17 protein-coding genes are annotated in these 17,955 nt (G+C 34.3%); 13 read left to right on the forward strand and 4 right to left on the reverse strand.

Annotated elements, in window-relative coordinates; genetic code table 11:
- Nucleotides 1–4: 4 nt before the first annotated feature.
- The 7 genes from purM (at nucleotide 5) to ACYUJ6_RS04870 (ending at nucleotide 8,447) form a co-directional block, all read left to right on the forward strand.
- Nucleotides 5–1,000, forward strand: coding sequence for a phosphoribosylformylglycinamidine cyclo-ligase (purM, locus tag ACYUJ6_RS04840; RefSeq protein WP_461844716.1), 996 nt, complete (start codon nucleotides 5–7; stop codon nucleotides 998–1,000).
- Nucleotides 988–1,602, forward strand: a complete 615-nt coding sequence (purN, locus tag ACYUJ6_RS04845; RefSeq protein WP_461844717.1) for a phosphoribosylglycinamide formyltransferase — start codon at nucleotides 988–990, stop codon at nucleotides 1,600–1,602. The genes purM and purN overlap by 13 nt, the downstream gene beginning before the upstream one ends.
- Before the next feature lie 20 nt (nucleotides 1,603–1,622).
- On the forward strand, nucleotides 1,623–3,122 hold the full coding sequence (gene purH, locus ACYUJ6_RS04850) for a bifunctional phosphoribosylaminoimidazolecarboxamide formyltransferase/IMP cyclohydrolase (RefSeq protein WP_461844718.1): 1,500 nt from the start codon (nucleotides 1,623–1,625) through the stop codon (nucleotides 3,120–3,122).
- 28 nt (nucleotides 3,123–3,150) lie between these two features.
- Nucleotides 3,151–4,392 carry a phosphoribosylamine--glycine ligase gene (gene purD, locus ACYUJ6_RS04855; protein WP_461844719.1) on the forward strand — a complete coding sequence of 414 codons (1,242 nt, stop codon included), beginning with the start codon at nucleotides 3,151–3,153 and terminating at the stop codon, nucleotides 4,390–4,392.
- A 158-nt stretch (nucleotides 4,393–4,550) separates the two neighbouring features.
- Nucleotides 4,551–5,555 (forward strand): phosphodiester glycosidase family protein, encoded by a 1,005-nt coding sequence (locus tag ACYUJ6_RS04860; protein ID WP_461844720.1) that lies wholly within the window; start codon nucleotides 4,551–4,553, stop codon nucleotides 5,553–5,555.
- 13 nt (nucleotides 5,556–5,568) lie between these two features.
- The gene (locus ACYUJ6_RS04865) at nucleotides 5,569–6,621 is read left to right on the forward strand and encodes a hypothetical protein (RefSeq protein WP_461844721.1); all 1,053 of its coding nucleotides are present in this window, start codon (nucleotides 5,569–5,571) and stop codon (nucleotides 6,619–6,621) included.
- Nucleotides 6,622–7,016: 395 nt separating this feature from the next.
- Nucleotides 7,017–8,447, forward strand: a complete 1,431-nt coding sequence (locus ACYUJ6_RS04870) for an amino acid permease (protein ID WP_461844722.1) — start codon at nucleotides 7,017–7,019, stop codon at nucleotides 8,445–8,447.
- Nucleotides 8,448–8,515: 68 nt separating this feature from the next.
- On the opposite strand, the gene ACYUJ6_RS04875 is transcribed toward ACYUJ6_RS04870, so the two are convergent.
- Nucleotides 8,516–9,409 (reverse strand): MBL fold metallo-hydrolase, encoded by an 894-nt coding sequence (locus tag ACYUJ6_RS04875; protein ID WP_461844723.1) that lies wholly within the window; start codon nucleotides 9,407–9,409, stop codon nucleotides 8,516–8,518.
- A gap of 193 nt (nucleotides 9,410–9,602) precedes the next feature.
- Between ACYUJ6_RS04875 and ACYUJ6_RS04880 the strand changes: the two genes are divergently transcribed.
- Nucleotides 9,603–9,935 carry a hypothetical protein gene (locus ACYUJ6_RS04880; protein WP_461844724.1) on the forward strand — a complete coding sequence of 111 codons (333 nt, stop codon included), beginning with the start codon at nucleotides 9,603–9,605 and terminating at the stop codon, nucleotides 9,933–9,935.
- A gap of 22 nt (nucleotides 9,936–9,957) precedes the next feature.
- Here the strand turns inward: ACYUJ6_RS04880 and ACYUJ6_RS04885 are convergent, their stop codons facing one another.
- Nucleotides 9,958–10,593, reverse strand: a complete 636-nt coding sequence (locus ACYUJ6_RS04885; RefSeq protein WP_461844725.1) for a 5-methyltetrahydrofolate--homocysteine methyltransferase — start codon at nucleotides 10,591–10,593, stop codon at nucleotides 9,958–9,960.
- 609 nt (nucleotides 10,594–11,202) lie between these two features.
- Complete coding sequence (locus ACYUJ6_RS04890; protein WP_461844726.1) at nucleotides 11,203–11,844, reverse strand: GntR family transcriptional regulator; 642 nt, start codon at nucleotides 11,842–11,844, stop codon at nucleotides 11,203–11,205.
- Between the two features lie 487 nt (nucleotides 11,845–12,331).
- Between ACYUJ6_RS04890 and ACYUJ6_RS04895 the strand changes: the two genes are divergently transcribed.
- The 5 genes from ACYUJ6_RS04895 to ACYUJ6_RS04915 all read left to right on the forward strand — a co-directional run bounded on the left by ACYUJ6_RS04895 (nucleotide 12,332) and on the right by ACYUJ6_RS04915 (nucleotide 16,763).
- Nucleotides 12,332–12,508: a hypothetical protein gene (locus tag ACYUJ6_RS04895; protein WP_461844727.1), complete on the forward strand. Its 177-nt coding sequence runs from the start codon at nucleotides 12,332–12,334 to the stop codon at nucleotides 12,506–12,508.
- A 4-nt stretch (nucleotides 12,509–12,512) separates the two neighbouring features.
- On the forward strand, nucleotides 12,513–13,076 hold the full coding sequence (locus tag ACYUJ6_RS04900; RefSeq protein WP_461845444.1) for a transposase: 564 nt from the start codon (nucleotides 12,513–12,515) through the stop codon (nucleotides 13,074–13,076).
- Nucleotides 13,077–13,891: 815 nt separating this feature from the next.
- A complete protein-coding gene (locus ACYUJ6_RS04905) occupies nucleotides 13,892–15,193 on the forward strand; it encodes an MFS transporter (RefSeq protein WP_461844728.1) in 1,302 nt (433 codons plus the stop codon).
- Nucleotides 15,194–15,278: 85 nt separating this feature from the next.
- On the forward strand, nucleotides 15,279–15,896 hold the full coding sequence (locus ACYUJ6_RS04910) for a 4-carboxy-4-hydroxy-2-oxoadipate aldolase/oxaloacetate decarboxylase (RefSeq protein ID WP_461844729.1): 618 nt from the start codon (nucleotides 15,279–15,281) through the stop codon (nucleotides 15,894–15,896).
- Nucleotides 15,897–16,094: 198 nt separating this feature from the next.
- Nucleotides 16,095–16,763, forward strand: coding sequence for an RraA family protein (locus tag ACYUJ6_RS04915; RefSeq protein WP_461844730.1), 669 nt, complete (start codon nucleotides 16,095–16,097; stop codon nucleotides 16,761–16,763).
- A gap of 421 nt (nucleotides 16,764–17,184) precedes the next feature.
- Here ACYUJ6_RS04915 and ACYUJ6_RS04920 read toward each other — a convergent pair whose 3' ends face one another.
- Entirely contained in the window at nucleotides 17,185–17,946 is a 762-nt protein-coding gene (locus tag ACYUJ6_RS04920; RefSeq protein WP_461844731.1) for an ABC transporter ATP-binding protein, read from the reverse strand.
- Nucleotides 17,947–17,955 lie beyond the last annotated feature (9 nt).

Here is a 17,955-nt window from a genome sequence, read left to right on the forward strand (position 1 = left end):
TAGCATGGTAACGTATAAGGATGCTGGTGTTAATATCGAAGAAGGTTATAAATCTGTAAAGCTTATGAAGGAATATTCAGCAAAGACTTTTATTCCAGGTGTCTTGAATGGACTTGGGAGCTTTGCAGGTATGTTTGAAATGGGAAAATACAAAAACCCAGTGCTTGTTTCCGGTACTGACGGAGTTGGAACAAAGTTAAAGATAGCTTTTGAAATGAATATATATGATACAGTGGGAATAGACTGCGTTGCCATGTGTGTAAATGATATTTTATGCCATGGGGCAAAGCCGCTTTTCTTTTTAGATTATTTAGCTTGTTCTAATCTGCAGGCAAAGGTTGCCTCTGATCTGGTGAAAGGGGTAGCGGAAGGATGTATTCAGGCAGGATGTGCCTTGATTGGCGGTGAAACAGCTGAAATGCCCGGATTTTACGCTAAAGGTGACTATGATATGGCGGGCTTCTCCGTGGGAATTGTGGAAAAAGACGATATAATAGACGGGAGTACGGTAAAAGAAGGGGATGAGCTTATAGGAATAGCTTCAAGTGGAGTTCACAGCAACGGATACTCTCTTGTAAGAAGTCTTATAAAAGACTTTGATGATGGCTTTGGTAAAAGCACTATTGGGAAAGTACTTTTAACTCCTACCAAAATATATGTAAAACCTGTTCTGGAGCTTTTGAGAAAATTTAATGTTAAAGCCATGGCTCATATAACCGGCGGAGGCTTCTTTGAAAATGTACCCAGAATGTTTAAAGATAATTTTACTGCAGTAATTGATAAGAAAAGCTATGAAGTGCCGGATATATTTAAATATATAATGGATTTGGGAGTAGATGAAGAGCAGATGTACAATACCTATAATATGGGGATAGGCTTTGTGCTCTGTGTGGATCCTAAAGACTCTGAAAGCATAATTTCCCAACTTGATAAAATGGGTGAAAAAGCATACATAATAGGAAATGTAAAAAGAGGGGAAAAGGAAGTATGTTTAAAATAGCGGTTTTGGCTTCCGGCGGCGGAACGGATTTTCAATCCATAATAGATGGAGTTGAAAAAGGATATCTGAAAAATTGTATTATAGAGTTCTTAATAACAGATCGTCCGGACATATACGCTCTTGAAAGAGCTAAAATGCATAAGGTTAAATATCATGTGGTTGATAGAAAAATTTACAAAGATAAAATATCAGATGAAATATTGAGACTGCTGTATGGAAAAGTGGATTTGATAGTATGTGCAGGATGGCTTTCCATACTTAAAGGGGAGTTGATTTCGAAATTTGAAAATAAAATAATAAATATACACCCTTCTCTGATACCTGCATTTTGCGGGAATGGAATGTATGGTATCAAAGTGCATGAAAATGCAGTGAAAAAGGGTGTTAAAGTATCCGGATGCACTGTGCATTTTGTGGATACGGGTACAGACAGCGGACCTATAATTTTCCAAAAAGCAGTGCCTGTTTATTTTGAGGACACAGCAGAGAAACTTCAAGAGAGAATACTGGAAGAGGAACACAAAGCACTTCCTGAAGTTATCAAACTTATTTCTGAAAATAAAGTTATAGTAAAAAGTGGAAGAGTTAAAATTTGCAGATAAAATAATTGGAGGCGCAAATTATGATAAAACGTGCACTTATAAGTGTTTATAACAAAGAAGGTTTATTGGAACTAGCACAGTTTTTAACAAATAGGAAAGTTGAAATAATATCTACAGGGGGAACTTACAAATATCTAACTGAAAACAACATAAAGGTTACAGAAGTGTCAGAGGTTACAGGATTCGATGAAATATTGGACGGCAGGGTTAAAACACTTCATCCGGTTATACATGCAGGCATACTTGCCAAGAGAGACAATAAGAAACATATGGATACCATAAAGGACAAGGGTATACTTCCCATAGATATGGTGGTTGTAAATTTATATCCTTTTTTCGATAAAGTATGTGACAATATAAGTTTTGAGGATAAGATAGAGTTTATAGATATTGGCGGACCAACTATGATAAGGGCTGCAGCCAAAAACTTTAAAGATGTGATAGTAGTTACTGATGTAAATGATTATTCCGGAATAATTGAAGAAATAAAATCTTCAGGGAATGTAAAATATGAGTTTAGAAAAAAATTGGCAGGAAAGGTGTTCAATTTGATGTCTGCTTATGACGGAGCTATAAGTAATTTCCTGCTGGAAGAGGAATATCCGGAATATTTGAGCTTGTCTTATAAAAAAATGGAGAATTTAAGATATGGGGAGAATCCTCATCAAAGTGCAGCTTATTACACTGAAACTGTAGGAAAAGCTCCTATGAAGGATTTTGAACAATTTAACGGCAAAAAGCTTTCATATAATAATATGAGAGATATGGATATGGCATGGAAGGCAGTAAATGAATTTGATGGTATATGTTGTGTGGCAGTGAAGCATAATACTCCTTGTGGTGTGGCAATTGGGGAGGATCTTCATGAGGCTTATGTAAAGGCATATGAATGTGATCCAACTTCCATTTTTGGAGGAATTATAGCACTGAATAGAAAATTGGATGCAGTAACTGCTGAAGAAATAGTGAAAATTTTTGTGGAAATAGTCATAGCACCGGATTTTGATGAAACTGCAGTTGAAATATTAAAGAAAAAGAAGAATTTAAGAATAATAAAATGTGAGGCAAAACCTACAAATGGATATGAAATAGCAAAATTAGACGGAGGAATACTTGTTCAATCATCTGATGCAAAACTTGTGGATGAAATGAAAGTTGTAACGGAAAAGGCACCTTCAAAAGAGGAAATTGATAATTTGATCTTTGGAATGAAGGTTTGCAAATATGTAAAGTCAAATGCCATTGTGGTGGTTAAGGATCTTATGGCAAAGGGAATTGGGGGAGGACAGGTAAACAGGATATGGCCTGCCTGTCAGGCACTGGACAGGGCAAAGGATGGTGCTGTGCTTGCATCCGATGCTTTCTTCCCTTTTAATGATGTGGTAGCGGAAGCTGTAAAATATGGGATAAAAGCTATAATCCAGCCAGGCGGATCTATAAGGGATAATGATTCCATAGAGGAATGTAATAAAAATGGAATTTCCATGGTGTTTACAGGAATAAGACATTTTAAACATTAATTTGAAATAGAAAAGGGGTAATTATGAGTTGAAGGTATTGGTGATAGGATCAGGTGGAAGAGAACATGCTATTTGCTGGAAGTTGGCTCAAAGTCCCAATGTGGATAAAATATTTTGTGCTCCGGGAAATGACGGAATAGAATTGGAACGCAAGTGCAGCAATGTGAATATAACAAAAATAGATGACCTTATGGATTTTGCATTGAAAAAAAATGTAGATTTAACTGTAGTGGGTCCCGAGATACCACTTACAGATGGTATCGTGGATAAATTTAAAAGTAAGGGTCTTAGCATATTTGGCCCCTCATTAAAAGCTTCCATGCTGGAGGGAAGCAAGATTTACTCGAAAAACTTTATGAAGAAATATGGTATTAAAACAGCAGAATATGAGATTTTTGACAATGTTGATAAAGCTTTGAAATATATTGAAGATTGCAGTTATCCTGTAGTGGTAAAGGCCGATGGGCTGGCAGCTGGAAAAGGGGTATCCATATGTCAGAATTACAGTGAAGCTAAATTGGCACTGGAAGATTTTATGATAAAGGATATATTCAGGGGGGCTGGCAAAAATGTTATTATTGAAGAGTTCCTACAGGGGGTAGAAGCTTCAATACTGACTATAACAGATGGAAATACCATTATTCCTTTTATATCCTCAAAGGATCATAAACAGATTTATGATGGCGGTATAGGACCAAATACTGGAGGAATGGGAGCCATAGCTCCGAATCCATACTGCAGTGAAGAGGTTCTAAAAGATTTTAAAGAAAATATAATGAATCCCACTTTAAGGGGAATACAGCAGGAAAAACTGGATTATACAGGTATAATTTTCTTTGGAATTATGATAACTAAAAAGGGAGTTTACCTTTTGGAGTATAATGTGAGAATGGGAGATCCTGAAACTCAGGCTGTGCTTCCTCTTATGAAAAGCAATTTTATAGATTTGATTCAGGCTGCTCTTTGCGGAAAGCTTCTGGATTTTAATCTGGAATGGAAAAAAGGTGCATGCTGCTGTGTTGTAGCTGCTTCTAAAGGGTATCCTGCAAAATATGACAGTGGATTTGAAATAAAGGGTATAGATAGTGAAAGCAATATTTTTACGGCAGGTGTTAAAAAAGAAAATGGAATTTTTAAAACATCCGGAGGAAGAGTTTTATCGGCTTATGGAATTGCTGATAATTTAAAGGCTGCAGTTGAATGTGCCTATGAAAATTTGAAAAAAATAAGTTTTGAGGGAATGTACTTTAGAAAAGATATAGGGAAATAATTCATATTTAAATTTATCTTAATAAAAGCTGATCTTGTTTAAATGAAAAACAGATCAGTTTTTTAAATTATTGTTACATAACTCTTTTTTACTGGAAATAATTTTAAGATAATAGTAAAATATAAAATAGTTGTTTACTATATGGAGGTTATTTTAATATGGGTAATACGAGAAGAACTAGAAAGAGGAAAAAGAAATTTTCTTTTAAATTGTTTTTCATATTTATAATTTATGAGCTTATAGTGATTACGGTTACTGCCCCTGTGCTTATATTTTACGGACCGTTTAAAAATGTGAGAAATGGAGTGGTGGCAACGGCTATGGCAACTTTTACCCACCAGTATATAGCCACTTTATTTTTGTCAAAAGACAAGATAAATGAAATACTTCAGGAAGGAAAAGATGGTCAGACTACCAGTGCAGAAGCTGAAAATCCCAATGGAGTAAATATAGCTCATGCGGGTGACAAGAGCATAAAGAGATATGACATAGACACTTCAAAATTCAACGGATATATTCTGGAAATAGATGATCCCAAAAGGATACGCATAGGATACACCAGCAAACTGCGTGAAGTGGGAGAGAGAACCAGTGAAATAGCAAAACGGAATGGAGCAGTAGCTGCTATAAATGGAGGAGGATTTTCGGATAAAACCAGCAGTGGGAAGCTTTGGGTAGGAACAGGGGCTTATCCTGAGGGAATTGTAATATCAGGCGGAAAGCTTATATACAGTGATGTAAACCCCAATGAAAAGATAAATGTTACAGCTTTTACTTCAAATGGAAGACTTATAGTAGGGGATCATACACTAAATGAATTATTCTCCCAAGATGTGGTGGAGGCAATTTCCTTTAGAAATTCACTAATAATAAATGGAAAAACTGTGGCAGTACAAAATGAGGGATTAAATCCAAGAACAGCCATAGGGCAAAAAGCAGACGGCACCATAATCATGGTTGTGGTAGATGGAAGAAAGGGACTGAAACTGGGGGCTTCTTTGAAGGATATCCAAAATATACTTTTGCAGCAGGGAGTAATCAATGCAAGCAATTTAGACGGAGGGTCATCCAGCACCATGTATTTAAATGGAGAAGTTATAAACAATCCAAGTGATTGGAACGGGGAGAGAACTGTAGCTACAGTTATATATGTAAAACCTTAGAGGAGAGTGTATAATGAAAAACTTCAAGAGAATAATTATGTGGAGCCTGATACCTGTAGTTATAGAATTGGCAGGCCTTTTCCTTATGGACAAATTTTATTTTTCAGGAAATACAAATTTTAGCATAAAAAAGGTTGATACTTCTTCAACGCAGACCCAGCATAAAATAAAAGTGAAGATACCAGAAGATGCAGAGCAGGTTAAAGTAGCCAGCAGCGGAAATTACATATCCTATTATGATGGTCAGGCGCTGCAGGTGGTTGACACCATCAAAAATGATGTAAAGGAGGTTAATCTTGAGAATGATTTGTCCTATTATACATGGAATTTAGATACGGATACGCTGCTTATAGCAGAAAAGACAACTGCAGGAGGAGATTCCAGCAATTTGAAATTTGAATCATATGATGCAAAACGCGATGAGATTTATCCGTTGAAAAATTTGGACAAAAATCAGGAGCTTTCCATATTACTTCCGGATGATTCTTATGAGGTTAAACATATAGCTTTTTCGGGAGCAAGTAATGTATTTTATGTAACCAGTTCTGGAAATAGGGACACAAACAGCAGAATATACAGAATTGATGTAATGATAAGAATGAATCTGGTGAATTTTGTAAGATGCAGGCTTGGAAATATAGGAGCTGTAAATGGTACAAATGGGGATGAACTCATATATGAAGACAGGACATCCAACAGAATCAGAACTGGAAGGGGTGGAATAATAGCAACTGGAGAAAACGCAATGCACTATCTTTTAAATACGGATGAAAATAATAATATCTATATAGGAAATGGTGAAGATAATAAAGTTAATAAAATATTTGTGACAAATCTTAAAGTAGACAGAAGCAATTGGAAGACATATACTCTTGCTCAATATGTTAATAAGAGCAGCATATATATTACACGAGACAGAAAGATATATGTGGATAATCCAGAAGCAGGTGAAATAAAGGAACTGACTACAGGAAAAATTACAAAATATGATGGAAAGCTGATATCCGTATATGACTATGGAGTAATAAGTCAGAATGGAAATAAAATAGTGAATAGTTTATTCTAACATAGGGATATATTGCAGTGTATAAACAGAAGAATAGTATATTACCAGCAATATATCCTTATTTGCTATTGCAGTAATGCCAGGCTATATTCATAGTTCTGAATATTTATATTATTTATAATTGCGAATAATTTAAAGAATATATTCTATGAATTTTTTATATATTGATAAAATAATAAAAAAATATACACAAAAATAATATAATCATATTTTTTGGAAGAAAATAAACTGCTAAAATACCTGCGGTTATTGAATTTACAAAGGTTAAGACTGAAAACATATTTTTTAGAAAATATTCTGAATATTCTTTATATTAATTCGAGTAAATAATATTATGCTATAATTACACTAGTTTTAAATTTAATTAATATTATTTTTTTGAAGGGAGTGTAAATATGGCTACTAGTAATTCCGTATTTAGGACAAGATCACTTGACTCACTACTAGCTGAAACGAAGGGAAAAAAGGCACTAAAAAAAGTATTAGGACCTTTTGAACTCATGATGCTTGGAATAGGTGCTATAGTGGGGACGGGAATATTTGTATTGACAGGAGTAGCGGCAGCAAATTATTCAGGACCAGCACTAATATTATCTTTTGTATTTTCGGGAATTACCTGTTCTTTTGCTGCATTGTGTTATTCTGAGCTGGCTGCAATGATTCCTGTTGCAGGTAGTGCCTATACCTTTGGTTATGTGGGCCTGGGCGAAATCTGGGCCTGGATGATAGGCTGGGATTTATTGATGGAATATATGGTAGCGGTTTCAGCCGTTGCTGTTGGATGGTCCGGGTATATAGTGGCACTTTTGGAATCAGGGGGAATCAAATTGCCGGCGGCTTTAATCAATCCTCCAGGTTTAAATGGGGGGATGATAAACCTGCCCTCAGTGCTGATTTTATTTGTAATAATGCTTTTCCTTTTTAGAGGGGTTAGTGAAAGTGCCAAACTAAACGACATACTTGTTTTAATAAAAATAGGCGTGGTAGCTTTGTTTATAATTTTGGGAGTAGGACATATAAAACCAGTTAATTATCATCCGTTTTTCCCATATGGTGTTGGTGGTGTATTTAAGGGCGCAGCAGTTATATTTTTTGCCTATATAGGCTTCGATGCTGTTTCCACAGCAGCTGAAGAAGTTAAAAATCCACAAAAGGATTTACCTATAGGCATAATAGGTTCTCTGTTGGTCTGTACTGTTTTATACATTATAGTTTCAGCAGTGCTGACAGGGATATTGCCTTATTATGTCTATAAAGATACTGCAGCTCCAGTGGCATTTGCGCTTCAGCAGATAGGAATTTCCTGGGGATCCGCTTTGGTTTCTGTCGGTGCTGTATGCGGACTTACTTCAGTGCTCCTGGTTATGAGCTATGGTTCAACCCGTATATTATTCTCATTATCAAGAGATGGACTGCTTCCTCAAGTTTTTTCATCAGTACATCCTAAATATGGTACACCCGTAAAGAGTACTGCTCTTGTTGCAATCATAGTAATGTTGCTGTCAGGATTTATTCCTCTGGGAGAACTGGCCACTCTTACAAATATAGGAACTCTGTTTGCCTTCATCATAGTATCTGCGTCCGTTATAGTTCTTAGAAAGAGACAACCAGGATATCACAGGCCATTTAAATGTCCATGGGTGCCTTTTGTACCGATAGTATCTATAATATTCTGTGCTTATTTAATATGGAATCTTCCTCACTTGACCAAAATGGTATTTCTGTTGTGGTTATGTATAGGGCTTGTAATTTATTTCTGTTATAGTAGAAGTCACAGCGTAATGAATAATGAAGACAAGGCTGCTTCTCCAACGGATGGAAAATAAATCAAATGGTTCTTTGAATAAAAAGGAAGGGTAGGGACATGTCCCCTGCCTTCCTTTTTTAAAATTCATTATTTTGAATTGAAATAATATAATTTACCGTCTTCCACAGAATAATCTATAAGTTTATTGTTGTATAAATAGGATATAAAAGCAGATACTCCACTAAAGTTTAGATGATATTCATAAAAATTTAAGGATAAGTTATTTAATATAGTTATATTCTCCAATATGTCTTCCCGGGTTAAAGGCTGCTCCAAGAGATCCAGAATTTCATTTTTGTAGTCATTTATATTGGAAATATTTTTATCCGCTAAAGCCGTTATTTCCTTTTTATCAAGTAATTTTTTTGAATGTCCTATTAAAAAATAGTCTGCATCTATATCCTTTATTTTATTTAATGACAATAAGCTGTCTTCTATATTATATAAATACGGGAAAGAATATTTATCAAGTATGTCACTGCTGAATATGGAATCTCCCAGAAAACATACCTTTTCAGGTGTCACTATGCCTATATGCTCTATAGAATGGCCGGGTAACGGAATAATGATAAATTTTTCTTCATTTAATTTATTTATTCCATAATCTAAAATAAAGTCTACATCTATAGGTTTGTTACTTCTATCAAATGCCCTTGAAGGATAGGAGGATGAAAGCATAGATGAGAAAAACTCTTGATTCTCCATAAATAGTTTTTCATTTTTAGAGGTATAAACCAGGCAGCCCGGATAATTTTTTTTAAAGTACAAATTTCCTCCGCAGTGATCCAGATGACTGTGGGTATTTATTATAAACTTGGGATGAAGGTTATTTTCTGTGAGTAAATTGTCCATTTTTTTAGCCTCACTGTTATTTATACCTGTATCCACAATTAAGCAATTTTTATTTTTAAAGATAAAAATTCCACAATTAGTGGGACCATCTATATAATAAGTATTGCCCTTTATTTTATTCAAATCCATTTAATTACACTTCCTCCTGAAATTCTATAAATATTTTAACATATATAGATGATAACATATTTTATTCTTTAAACAAAGTTAGAAACTAAGTGCAAAATCATCATGCAAATTTTGAAATTTACATGTTATGGTGATATAATTTTTAATAAGTGTCTTTATCCTGAGAAAATATTTAAATATGGAGGTATATTATATGGATTCAACAATGACAGGTCTGCTGACTTTTTTAGGATTTATGGGTATTATTCAAGGACTGGGAATGAAATACAGCAAGTCAGTACGTAAAAAATTCATGCTGGATGCAGAAGGTGTGGATAAGAAATATGTTAATTTTAAAATAAATTTTCTTATTACAGTGGGAGCAGTAATATTAGCCATTGAATTAATTACATATTTCTATCCACAATTAGGCAATAAATTGGAAATACTGCTGTCTGCATTTTTGCTTTTGGCAATTACTTCGGATTTCGTATATAAGAGAAGTAGAAATAGGCGCAATAAAAAACAAAACATAAAAAGAAACTGAAACAGCTATATTATTGTTTAAATTAAAAATTTTTCATATTGCAGAGATCCCTGTTGGGACATGTGGAACAATCATGGTCTTTTTTGCTTAGGGGCAAAGTCTTATCAGCTCCATATATATATGCCATGGAGTGGGTTGAAGAAAGCATATAGCTGTCTGTGACAGTTAAATTTAAAAAATTTTCAGCATCTAATTTATCAAGTATGTATTTTTGATATTGAAGTGGTATTTCTCCATCCCCAGGTGATATTCTGCAGCTTAATCCTAATTTTAATTCTTTGGACTTATTGTAAATATGGCTGAAAAGTTGAGAGCTTGCTTCAAATAGATAGGAAGTGAGCATTGCATCCATTACCATACCTTCTTTTATATTGCCATAAGAAAAAAATTCATTTATTTTTTGGCTGCAGGCATCTCCAATGGTTATAATACAGTATACTATGTAATTACAATTTTTTATAATTTCAAAGTTAAAGTTTTCCTCTCTCTTTTCTATATTGAATATACCTACTGGCTCCGTTGTTTCATATACTATGGGAAGAAGCTTGTTGTATAAGCCTTCCATTTCTTTATCTGTCAGCATTTCACCATAGGATTTTATAGTATGCAGTACCTGAGCCTTATTTAATTTAAAATCGAAATCCAATATTACTTCCATCTTGATTATTCCTCCGCTATTATATAAGATAATTACATTATACAATACATTATGGGATGATTTAAGATAAAAATACTATAAATTATTGTTTTTTAACCAGTTTAGCAACCGTTTCCACATAGAGTGTACCTAAAAATACAGGGTAAAAATCATAAGCAGGAACTTAAAGTGGTTAAAGTATATGAAAGCTGGGTTAAAAAAGCAGCAGTTATAGAACTTTTTTTGGAACTATGTATTTTTCAGAATATGAAGAAGACAATATGACAAACAGTTTAAAGAAGGTGCTGTAAAATATTATATGGATCATAAAGAACTTGGAGTAAGAGGTTGTGCTCAAAACCCTGATATAGGTGAAAGTACCTGTCAAAGTGGATTAGAAATTCTAAGAGCAAAAATGGTATTCAGGTTTGCAGTTTAGGTAATTACTCCAGTGATGAACAGAAGGAGATTGCACGATTAAAACTTGAATTTCATGATACAAATGATGCTTTTGATGTATTAAAAAAGTTATAAGCATTCTGGAAAAGTTACAGAAGCAATTTATCTTGAAGTCCAAAATAAATGGGAAGACATCAAGGAGAAGCGCCGGGGTTCTGTCACAGAAAATTGCTACTTTGTTTCTATTTTGCTAATTCTCGCAACTTCCATAGCAGACTGCACAACAGATTTAAGATGTGTTTTTAAAGTCATCTTACACTTATCAAAATCGTGCTGACGAAGGTAATGAATAATTTTTAGATGTTCATGATAAGAGAGTTCAGCACGATTTTTATTTTTAGCACTAATGTAGCGAATACGCTCTATCTGTGAATTTAAAATATTCATAAAAGCGATTAAACGTTTGCTGAGAGATTTATTAATAATAAGATTATGAAGAGCTCGGTCAGCTTGGTGTAAAGCCTCCCAGTCACCTTCACGGAAAGCAGTTTTGAAATTATGCTCCAAATTGTCAAGTTCTTCCGATGTGATACGGGAGATGCTGCGCTTTAAAGCCCAGCTTTCTAATAATATACGAAGTTCGTAAATCTCTTCAACATCATAGGGTGAAATGGAAGCAACAAAGGAACCATGCCCTGGATAACTAACAATTAATCCTTCCATCTCAAGTTCACGCATAGCCTCTCTAATTGGAGAGCGGCTCATCTTTAATTTTGATGCGATCTCCATTTCTATGATTGGTGTCTCAGGGCGAAATCTATTTGTAATGATTTCATTTTTTAAATATTCATATGCTTGTTTCTTTCTGTTCATGTAAATCCTCCATATGTTTTAGTATAATACTATTTTGTATGCGAGCTGTCGATAAAGCATATATATTATGGTATATAATTAAATAAAGATTGTCAAGAAAAAACATGCTCTATCTCAGGGCAAACGCATGAAAAATAATATTTTATTATTAATGTGGAAACTACAGATATAAATAATATATCTATTAGCTTATGTCTAATTTTTGTTTTCTGTCTCTGATCTGTTATAATTCCAAAATAATCTATCATTTTATTTTTTATCATAGCACCATACCTCATATAAGTTTATATGATTATCATACTATAATGATTAACTTAATGGAAGTTTTAAATCCATAACCCAAGCCATCTTTACAGTTTATTTACTCATGCATTTGCCCTGTGCTCTATCTTCAATTCGTAATATAAAAAATTAGAGTATACTATGGTAAAATATTAAGTTTAAAAGTAAAATTATAAATATATTAATAATTCGGAGGATATTTATAATGTTACAGCTCAGTAAAAATAATAAAAAGAAAGTTCTAGAAAATATAAAATGCAGCAGCATTGATGCTGCTGATGTTAGCTTTCCAAATCTTATAGACAGCATAGTATTAAAGATGAAAAAAATAAACTTTATGGATAAGTTATCAGACAGCTTTAAGGAAACATTTCGGCAGTAAAGGCATTAGGGCCCTCGACAGGGGTTTTGATGATAAAAAATTTTATAGATATTTCATAAATAGTAACGAGCCGTTTGTTATAAGGGCTAAATGTAACAGAAATGTCATCCATAACGGCAAATCTATTAATATATTAAAACTTGCCAATAAATATCATGGAAGATTTTCAACTATAGTAAGGAACAAGGCTGGCAAAGCAAAGAAATGTAAGTTTAGTTTTATACCTATTGCCCTGCCGGACATTCCTTATAAATCACTTACTCTTGTAGTAATAAGAGGTTTTGGAAAAGTTCCTATGATGCTTATAAGCAGTATTAAACCCGATGATAAGAGATTAACGCTCACTATAATCCAGGTCTATCTCAAAAGATGGAGGATAGAAGAGTACTTCAGATTTAAGAAGCAGCAGTTTGATTTTGAAAATATAAGGGTAAGAAGTTTAAATTCTATAAGAACTATGAATTTAGTATTATCCTTAATTGTAGGTTTTATTGCCATGATTTCCAAAAAAAAGGGGAGAAAGTATACTGAGTATATTAATACAAAAGCTTTCCAATCGAATTTATAAAATACCTGAATTTGATTATTATGCAATAGCTGACGGTATTTATGCAATATTAAAAAAGACACTTACTGGAATTAATAATTTTATTAAACCAGTTTTAAAAACTAAGACCCCTCAATAATTATTTATGCCTGAAGCATTAGAATTACAGCCCTAGGTATTTCTAAAATAATTTGTTTTGGGTAAACTCTAATTAAGATACTATTGACAATTCACTTAAGTAATGATAGGATTTCTATTGTAGACAGATTGTCGACAATTAAGTTTTCAAAGCAAATTATAAAAATGAGTATAAAAAAAGGGGGTATAATAATGGTTTTTAGTGTCTTGAAGTAAACAGTTAAACGAATAAATGATTTGTAGCTATGGTTGCCTGAGGAGTATTTCAATTATTTATGCAATAAAAACAAGGTTTGTGTATGTAACTATATTATAAGATATTTGGTATATTGGAATGTTTTGATTTGTATGCAATTTCGAGTACTGAACTAAAATTCTTTATCAAAGAAGAAGTTTATTATATAGCATATTTAATCTTATTTGTGAGATTAAATAATAAACTTAGATGTCGACAAATTGACGACAATAATTAAAATTACAAAAAAAATACGATAATTGTAAATGAGAATAATTTAGTGAGCATTGATATGATATACCAGGCAATAAAGATTACAACTGAAGGATATCCGTAGCGCTATCTGCTGTAGGATATTAACTTAAAAGAAAATTATGAGTATATAGCTATTTTTGAGCATAACAAAAAGACCTCATGAATTGACTATTATGAAAACTTACAATTAAAACAGGGGGAGTTTATCGTGAATAAATCATCACAAATTGAAGATCCAAATCAATTTACGAAAAAAACTAATATAAGATGGTTTGGTGGAAGTTTAGTTATGTGGTTATGTTTTGTCGCATATTTAGATAGATCCGCATTTTCTGTATCAGCAGCGCCTATTATGAATATATTTAAAATTTCACCTATTCAGTTTGGTTTAGCAACTACTGCTTTTTCTATAGGATATTTTATTTTTCAAATTCCAGGAGCTATGCTTGTTGAAAAAAAAGGTTCCCGGACTATGTTAACTATTTCGCTGGTATTTTGGTCCATATTCACAGTGGCAACTGGTTCTGTATGGTCGTTTTTATCACTAATATTTGTTCGCTTTTTCTTTGGCATTGGAGAAGCTCCATTATTTCCCGCTGGAAATAACTTCTTTGCAAATTGGTTTCCTAAAAATGAAAGAGGACGTGCTAATTCTTTGATGAATGGAGGATCATTTTTTGCTAATATTGTAGGGCCTCCGATTATTGTTGCTATTGTAAGTTTATTTGGGTGGAGATCGCCATTTTATGTTATTGGAATTATTGGCATTTTAAGTGCAATTTTTGCTTATAATTTTTTGCGTAATCGTCCCGAAGAGCATCCTCTGGTTGGAAAATTAGAGCTGAGTTATATTCAGAGAAATAATTTTGACAATAAATCTAAAGAAAAAGAAAAACCTAAATCCCAATGGGCAGTATTCCTAAAGCAACGTTCATTTTGGATGATAGCAGTTGGTTATTTTGCAACTTTATGGGTTGTTCAGTTTTTTATGTTTTGGCTACCTTACTATTTGCAAGCAACAAGGAATCTCACATTTAAATCAATGGGGTTTTATACCAGTATTCCATGGATTGCAATTACAATATCTGTTTTTGTTGCAGGTTTAATTAGTGATGATTTATTAAAGCGGGGCTTTTCTCGCTATAAATCAAGAAATTTAATTTGTGCTATAACTCTTGCTATTTCTGGAATCGCTTTATTATTAAGTCGTACAGCAATTACAGCTGTTGGTAATATTTTGTGGATTAGCTTAGCACTTGGTACGGCAGGATTTTCTCAAACTCTTGCGTGGTCTATTGCTACTGATATTGGTCAGAAGTATACGTCGACGGTAGGTGGATGGATGAATATGTGGGGATTTATAGCTGCTAGTATTGTACCTACTGTGGCTCCGGTTGTTGCTAAATTTTGGGGTTGGAATTCTGTGTTATTAGTTAATGCTGGCATCACTTTGTTAGGTATTGTAGGATATCTTATGATTAATACCGATAAACCATTATATACTAGATAAATAATATTTTAGAACTATAAAAACAACTATAAACAGATTTACTAAAAAGCAAAATATGATATTTTGAAAGGAGATTGTATTATAAATGGATATAGCTAGTTTATTTAAAGAAATACCAACTGGTAATATATGTGATTCAAACAATAGAGAAGGGAGTATGGATGCAGAAATCAAACCTCTTCACTATAAATTTGAACTTACGGGTTATGCTATGACAGTAACTTGTGTACCTGGTGACAATCTTACTATACACAAAGCAATTACGGAAGCTAAACCAGGTTCAGTTTTGGTTATTGACTGTAAAGGTTATACTGGAGCAGGTGTATTTGGTGAACTTTTTGCTACTTCCTGTAAAGCTCATGGTATTAAAGGAGTTGTTATTGACGGAGCATGTAGAGACAAAAAGGATATAATAGAAATGAACTTTCCTGTTTTTTCAAGAGGCGTAAATCCGAATGGAACCCTAAAGGAAACTTGTGGAGAGATAAATTCAGTAATTGAATGCGGTGGGCGGATTGTAAAACCTGGCGATATTATAGTGGGAGATGCTGACGGAATAGTTATTATACCACAGGAAAAAGCTAAAAAAGTTTTGGAAAAGTCTCAAGCAAAGAAAACAAAAGAAGATGAATTGAAAGTTCTCTTAGCTCAAGGCAAAACAACAGCAGAGCTTATGGGATTCGATAAAAAATGGAGTAAGTAATCAATATTGAAATGCTATTTATGAGTATTAAAATAGTTTATTCAGAGATCATTTCAATAGTTTATGCAAATATAGTAGAGACTTTATAAAGAGAATTTGTAAATAATAGAGTTAAGAATTTAGAATTATTAACAATTGGTGGACATAAAGATTGATTTTTATGGTAAAAATTATATAAAGAAGTAAGGAGAATATAAGATGGAAATTAAAAGATTACAAAAGGAAATAATTGAGGAATATAAAAAACTGGATACATCCTCTATAACTGATGCACTTGATAAGCAGGGTATTGCAGGAGGGCTGCTTGGAATTAAGGCTGTAGTGGATGGTACCAGATTATGTGGACAGGCATTTACGGTGCACTATATACCATGTGGGACAGTTAAAGGTACAGTTGGAGATTTTTTGGATGATGTTCCAGCAGGAGATGTGGTAGTAATTGATAACAGCGGCAGAGAATATTGTACCGTTTGGGGAGATATAATGTCACAGGTTGCAGAGCAGAAGGAAGTTGCAGGAACGGTTATTGATGGTGTTTGCCGTGATGTAAAAATAATACGTGATGTTAAATATCCTATTTTTACGAAAGGAATTTATATGATGACAGGTAAAGATCGTGTTGAAGTAGATGCTGTAAACATTCCCGTTGGGATTTCAGGAGTCAAGGTATATCCTGGTGATTTAATTGTTGCAGATGAAAATGGAGCTGTTTGTGTCCCAGCATCAGTTGCAGAGGAAACATTAGAAATTGCAAAATTCATAGAGAAAACTGAAGGTCGCATAGTAGATACTGTTAAAGGTGGAAAAACCTTAAGAGAAGCTAGGGCTGAAATGGGGTATCATAAATTACAAACTAAGACTAAATAATTTGTTCAATACTTAATAGTAAAATTGTTTAGTTGGTAAATACTAAGTGAAGAAGCAAAATCCAGAGTAAGAATAGAGATTGGGTACCTGACAGGGAACAGGGATTATTCCAGATGAATCAATAGTGGAGGGTATAGATGGAAAAATAATAAAGGGTGCTATGTATATGTAAGAAAATCTGTTTATAATAAATGATTTTCCTATTATGATACCTAAAGGGTTGATTTCTGAGCTTGTTTAGGGAAAATCATGCTGTAAAAAGGTCTGTAAATTAAAAAACATATGGCTTTCTATGATAAAATAAAAATCATAGGAGGCCTTTATTTACGGTAAGAAAAAAAGATGTTTACCGTGATAATCGTGTCCGGGCTGCGCAATATATGCTTCATTAAGCGCCCGGTCAGTACGCCTGTATTGTTTTTCATTTTGTTTGACCTCCTTTACCGATGATCGCGAGGAAAATCTCCTCCAGTGTCGGCTGTTTTTCGATATATTCTTTTTTGGCGGGCGGGAACAGCTTTTTGAGTTCTTCAAGCGTTCCGTTAGCAATAATTTTGCCCTTGTTCAAGATGGCGATTTTGTCGGCAAGCTGTTCAGCTTCATCCAGATACTGTATTGTGAGCAGAATCGTCACACCGCTACCAGCAAGTTCCTTAACGGTTTTCCAGACCTCAAGCCGCCCCTCCGGGTCAAGTCCGGTTGTCGGCTCATCAAGAAAGATGACGGCAGGCGCTCCCACAAGGCTCATCGCTATATCCAGCCTGCGCTTCATACCCCCGGAATACGTACCCGCCCGTTTGTTTGCCGCCTCAGTAAGTCCAAAGCGCTTGAGCAGACCGTCGGCAAGGTGAACTGGTTTGGGAACACTCCTTAGCTTTGCGATCAATAAAATGTTTTCCCGCCCGGTCAACATCTCGTCCACAGCGGCGAATTGCCCGGTCAGACTGATATTTTCGCGCACCTTTCCCGGCTGACGTGAAACGTCAAAGCCGCAGACGCTCGCGGTCCCTCCGTCAGATTTCAGAAGTGTCGAAAGGATGTTGACCGTCGTAGTCTTGCCCGCGCCGTTAGAGCCGAGCAGGGCGAAAATCTCACCTCGCTTCACTTCAAAATCGACGCCCTTTAGGACTTCTGTATCCTTAAAAGACTTTCGCAGGCCTTTCACTTCAATTGCGTTTTTCATCCCAATATC

This window comes from Clostridium sp. JNZ X4-2 (genome assembly GCF_054889485.1).

Bases quoted from the DNA above. Each gene is read 5' to 3' on its own strand.
- purM (WP_461844716.1), top strand. From the start codon at position 5: ATGGTAACGTATAAGGATGCTGGTGTTAATATCGAAGAAGGTTATAAA.
- purN (WP_461844717.1), top strand. From the start codon at position 988: ATGTTTAAAATAGCGGTTTTGGCTTCCGGCGGCGGAACGGATTTTCAA.
- purH (WP_461844718.1), top strand. From the start codon at position 1,623: ATGATAAAACGTGCACTTATAAGTGTTTATAACAAAGAAGGTTTATTG.
- ACYUJ6_RS04860 (WP_461844720.1), top strand. From the start codon at position 4,551: ATGGGTAATACGAGAAGAACTAGAAAGAGGAAAAAGAAATTTTCTTTT.
- ACYUJ6_RS04865 (WP_461844721.1), top strand. From the start codon at position 5,569: ATGAAAAACTTCAAGAGAATAATTATGTGGAGCCTGATACCTGTAGTT.
- ACYUJ6_RS04870 (WP_461844722.1), top strand. From the start codon at position 7,017: ATGGCTACTAGTAATTCCGTATTTAGGACAAGATCACTTGACTCACTA.
- ACYUJ6_RS04875 (WP_461844723.1), bottom strand. From the start codon at position 9,409: ATGGATTTGAATAAAATAAAGGGCAATACTTATTATATAGATGGTCCC.
- ACYUJ6_RS04880 (WP_461844724.1), top strand. From the start codon at position 9,603: ATGGATTCAACAATGACAGGTCTGCTGACTTTTTTAGGATTTATGGGT.
- ACYUJ6_RS04885 (WP_461844725.1), bottom strand. From the start codon at position 10,593: ATGGAAGTAATATTGGATTTCGATTTTAAATTAAATAAGGCTCAGGTA.
- ACYUJ6_RS04890 (WP_461844726.1), bottom strand. From the start codon at position 11,844: ATGAACAGAAAGAAACAAGCATATGAATATTTAAAAAATGAAATCATT.
- ACYUJ6_RS04895 (WP_461844727.1), top strand. From the start codon at position 12,332: ATGTTACAGCTCAGTAAAAATAATAAAAAGAAAGTTCTAGAAAATATA.
- ACYUJ6_RS04910 (WP_461844729.1), top strand. From the start codon at position 15,279: ATGGATATAGCTAGTTTATTTAAAGAAATACCAACTGGTAATATATGT.
- ACYUJ6_RS04915 (WP_461844730.1), top strand. From the start codon at position 16,095: ATGGAAATTAAAAGATTACAAAAGGAAATAATTGAGGAATATAAAAAA.
- ACYUJ6_RS04920 (WP_461844731.1), bottom strand. From the start codon at position 17,946: ATGAAAAACGCAATTGAAGTGAAAGGCCTGCGAAAGTCTTTTAAGGAT.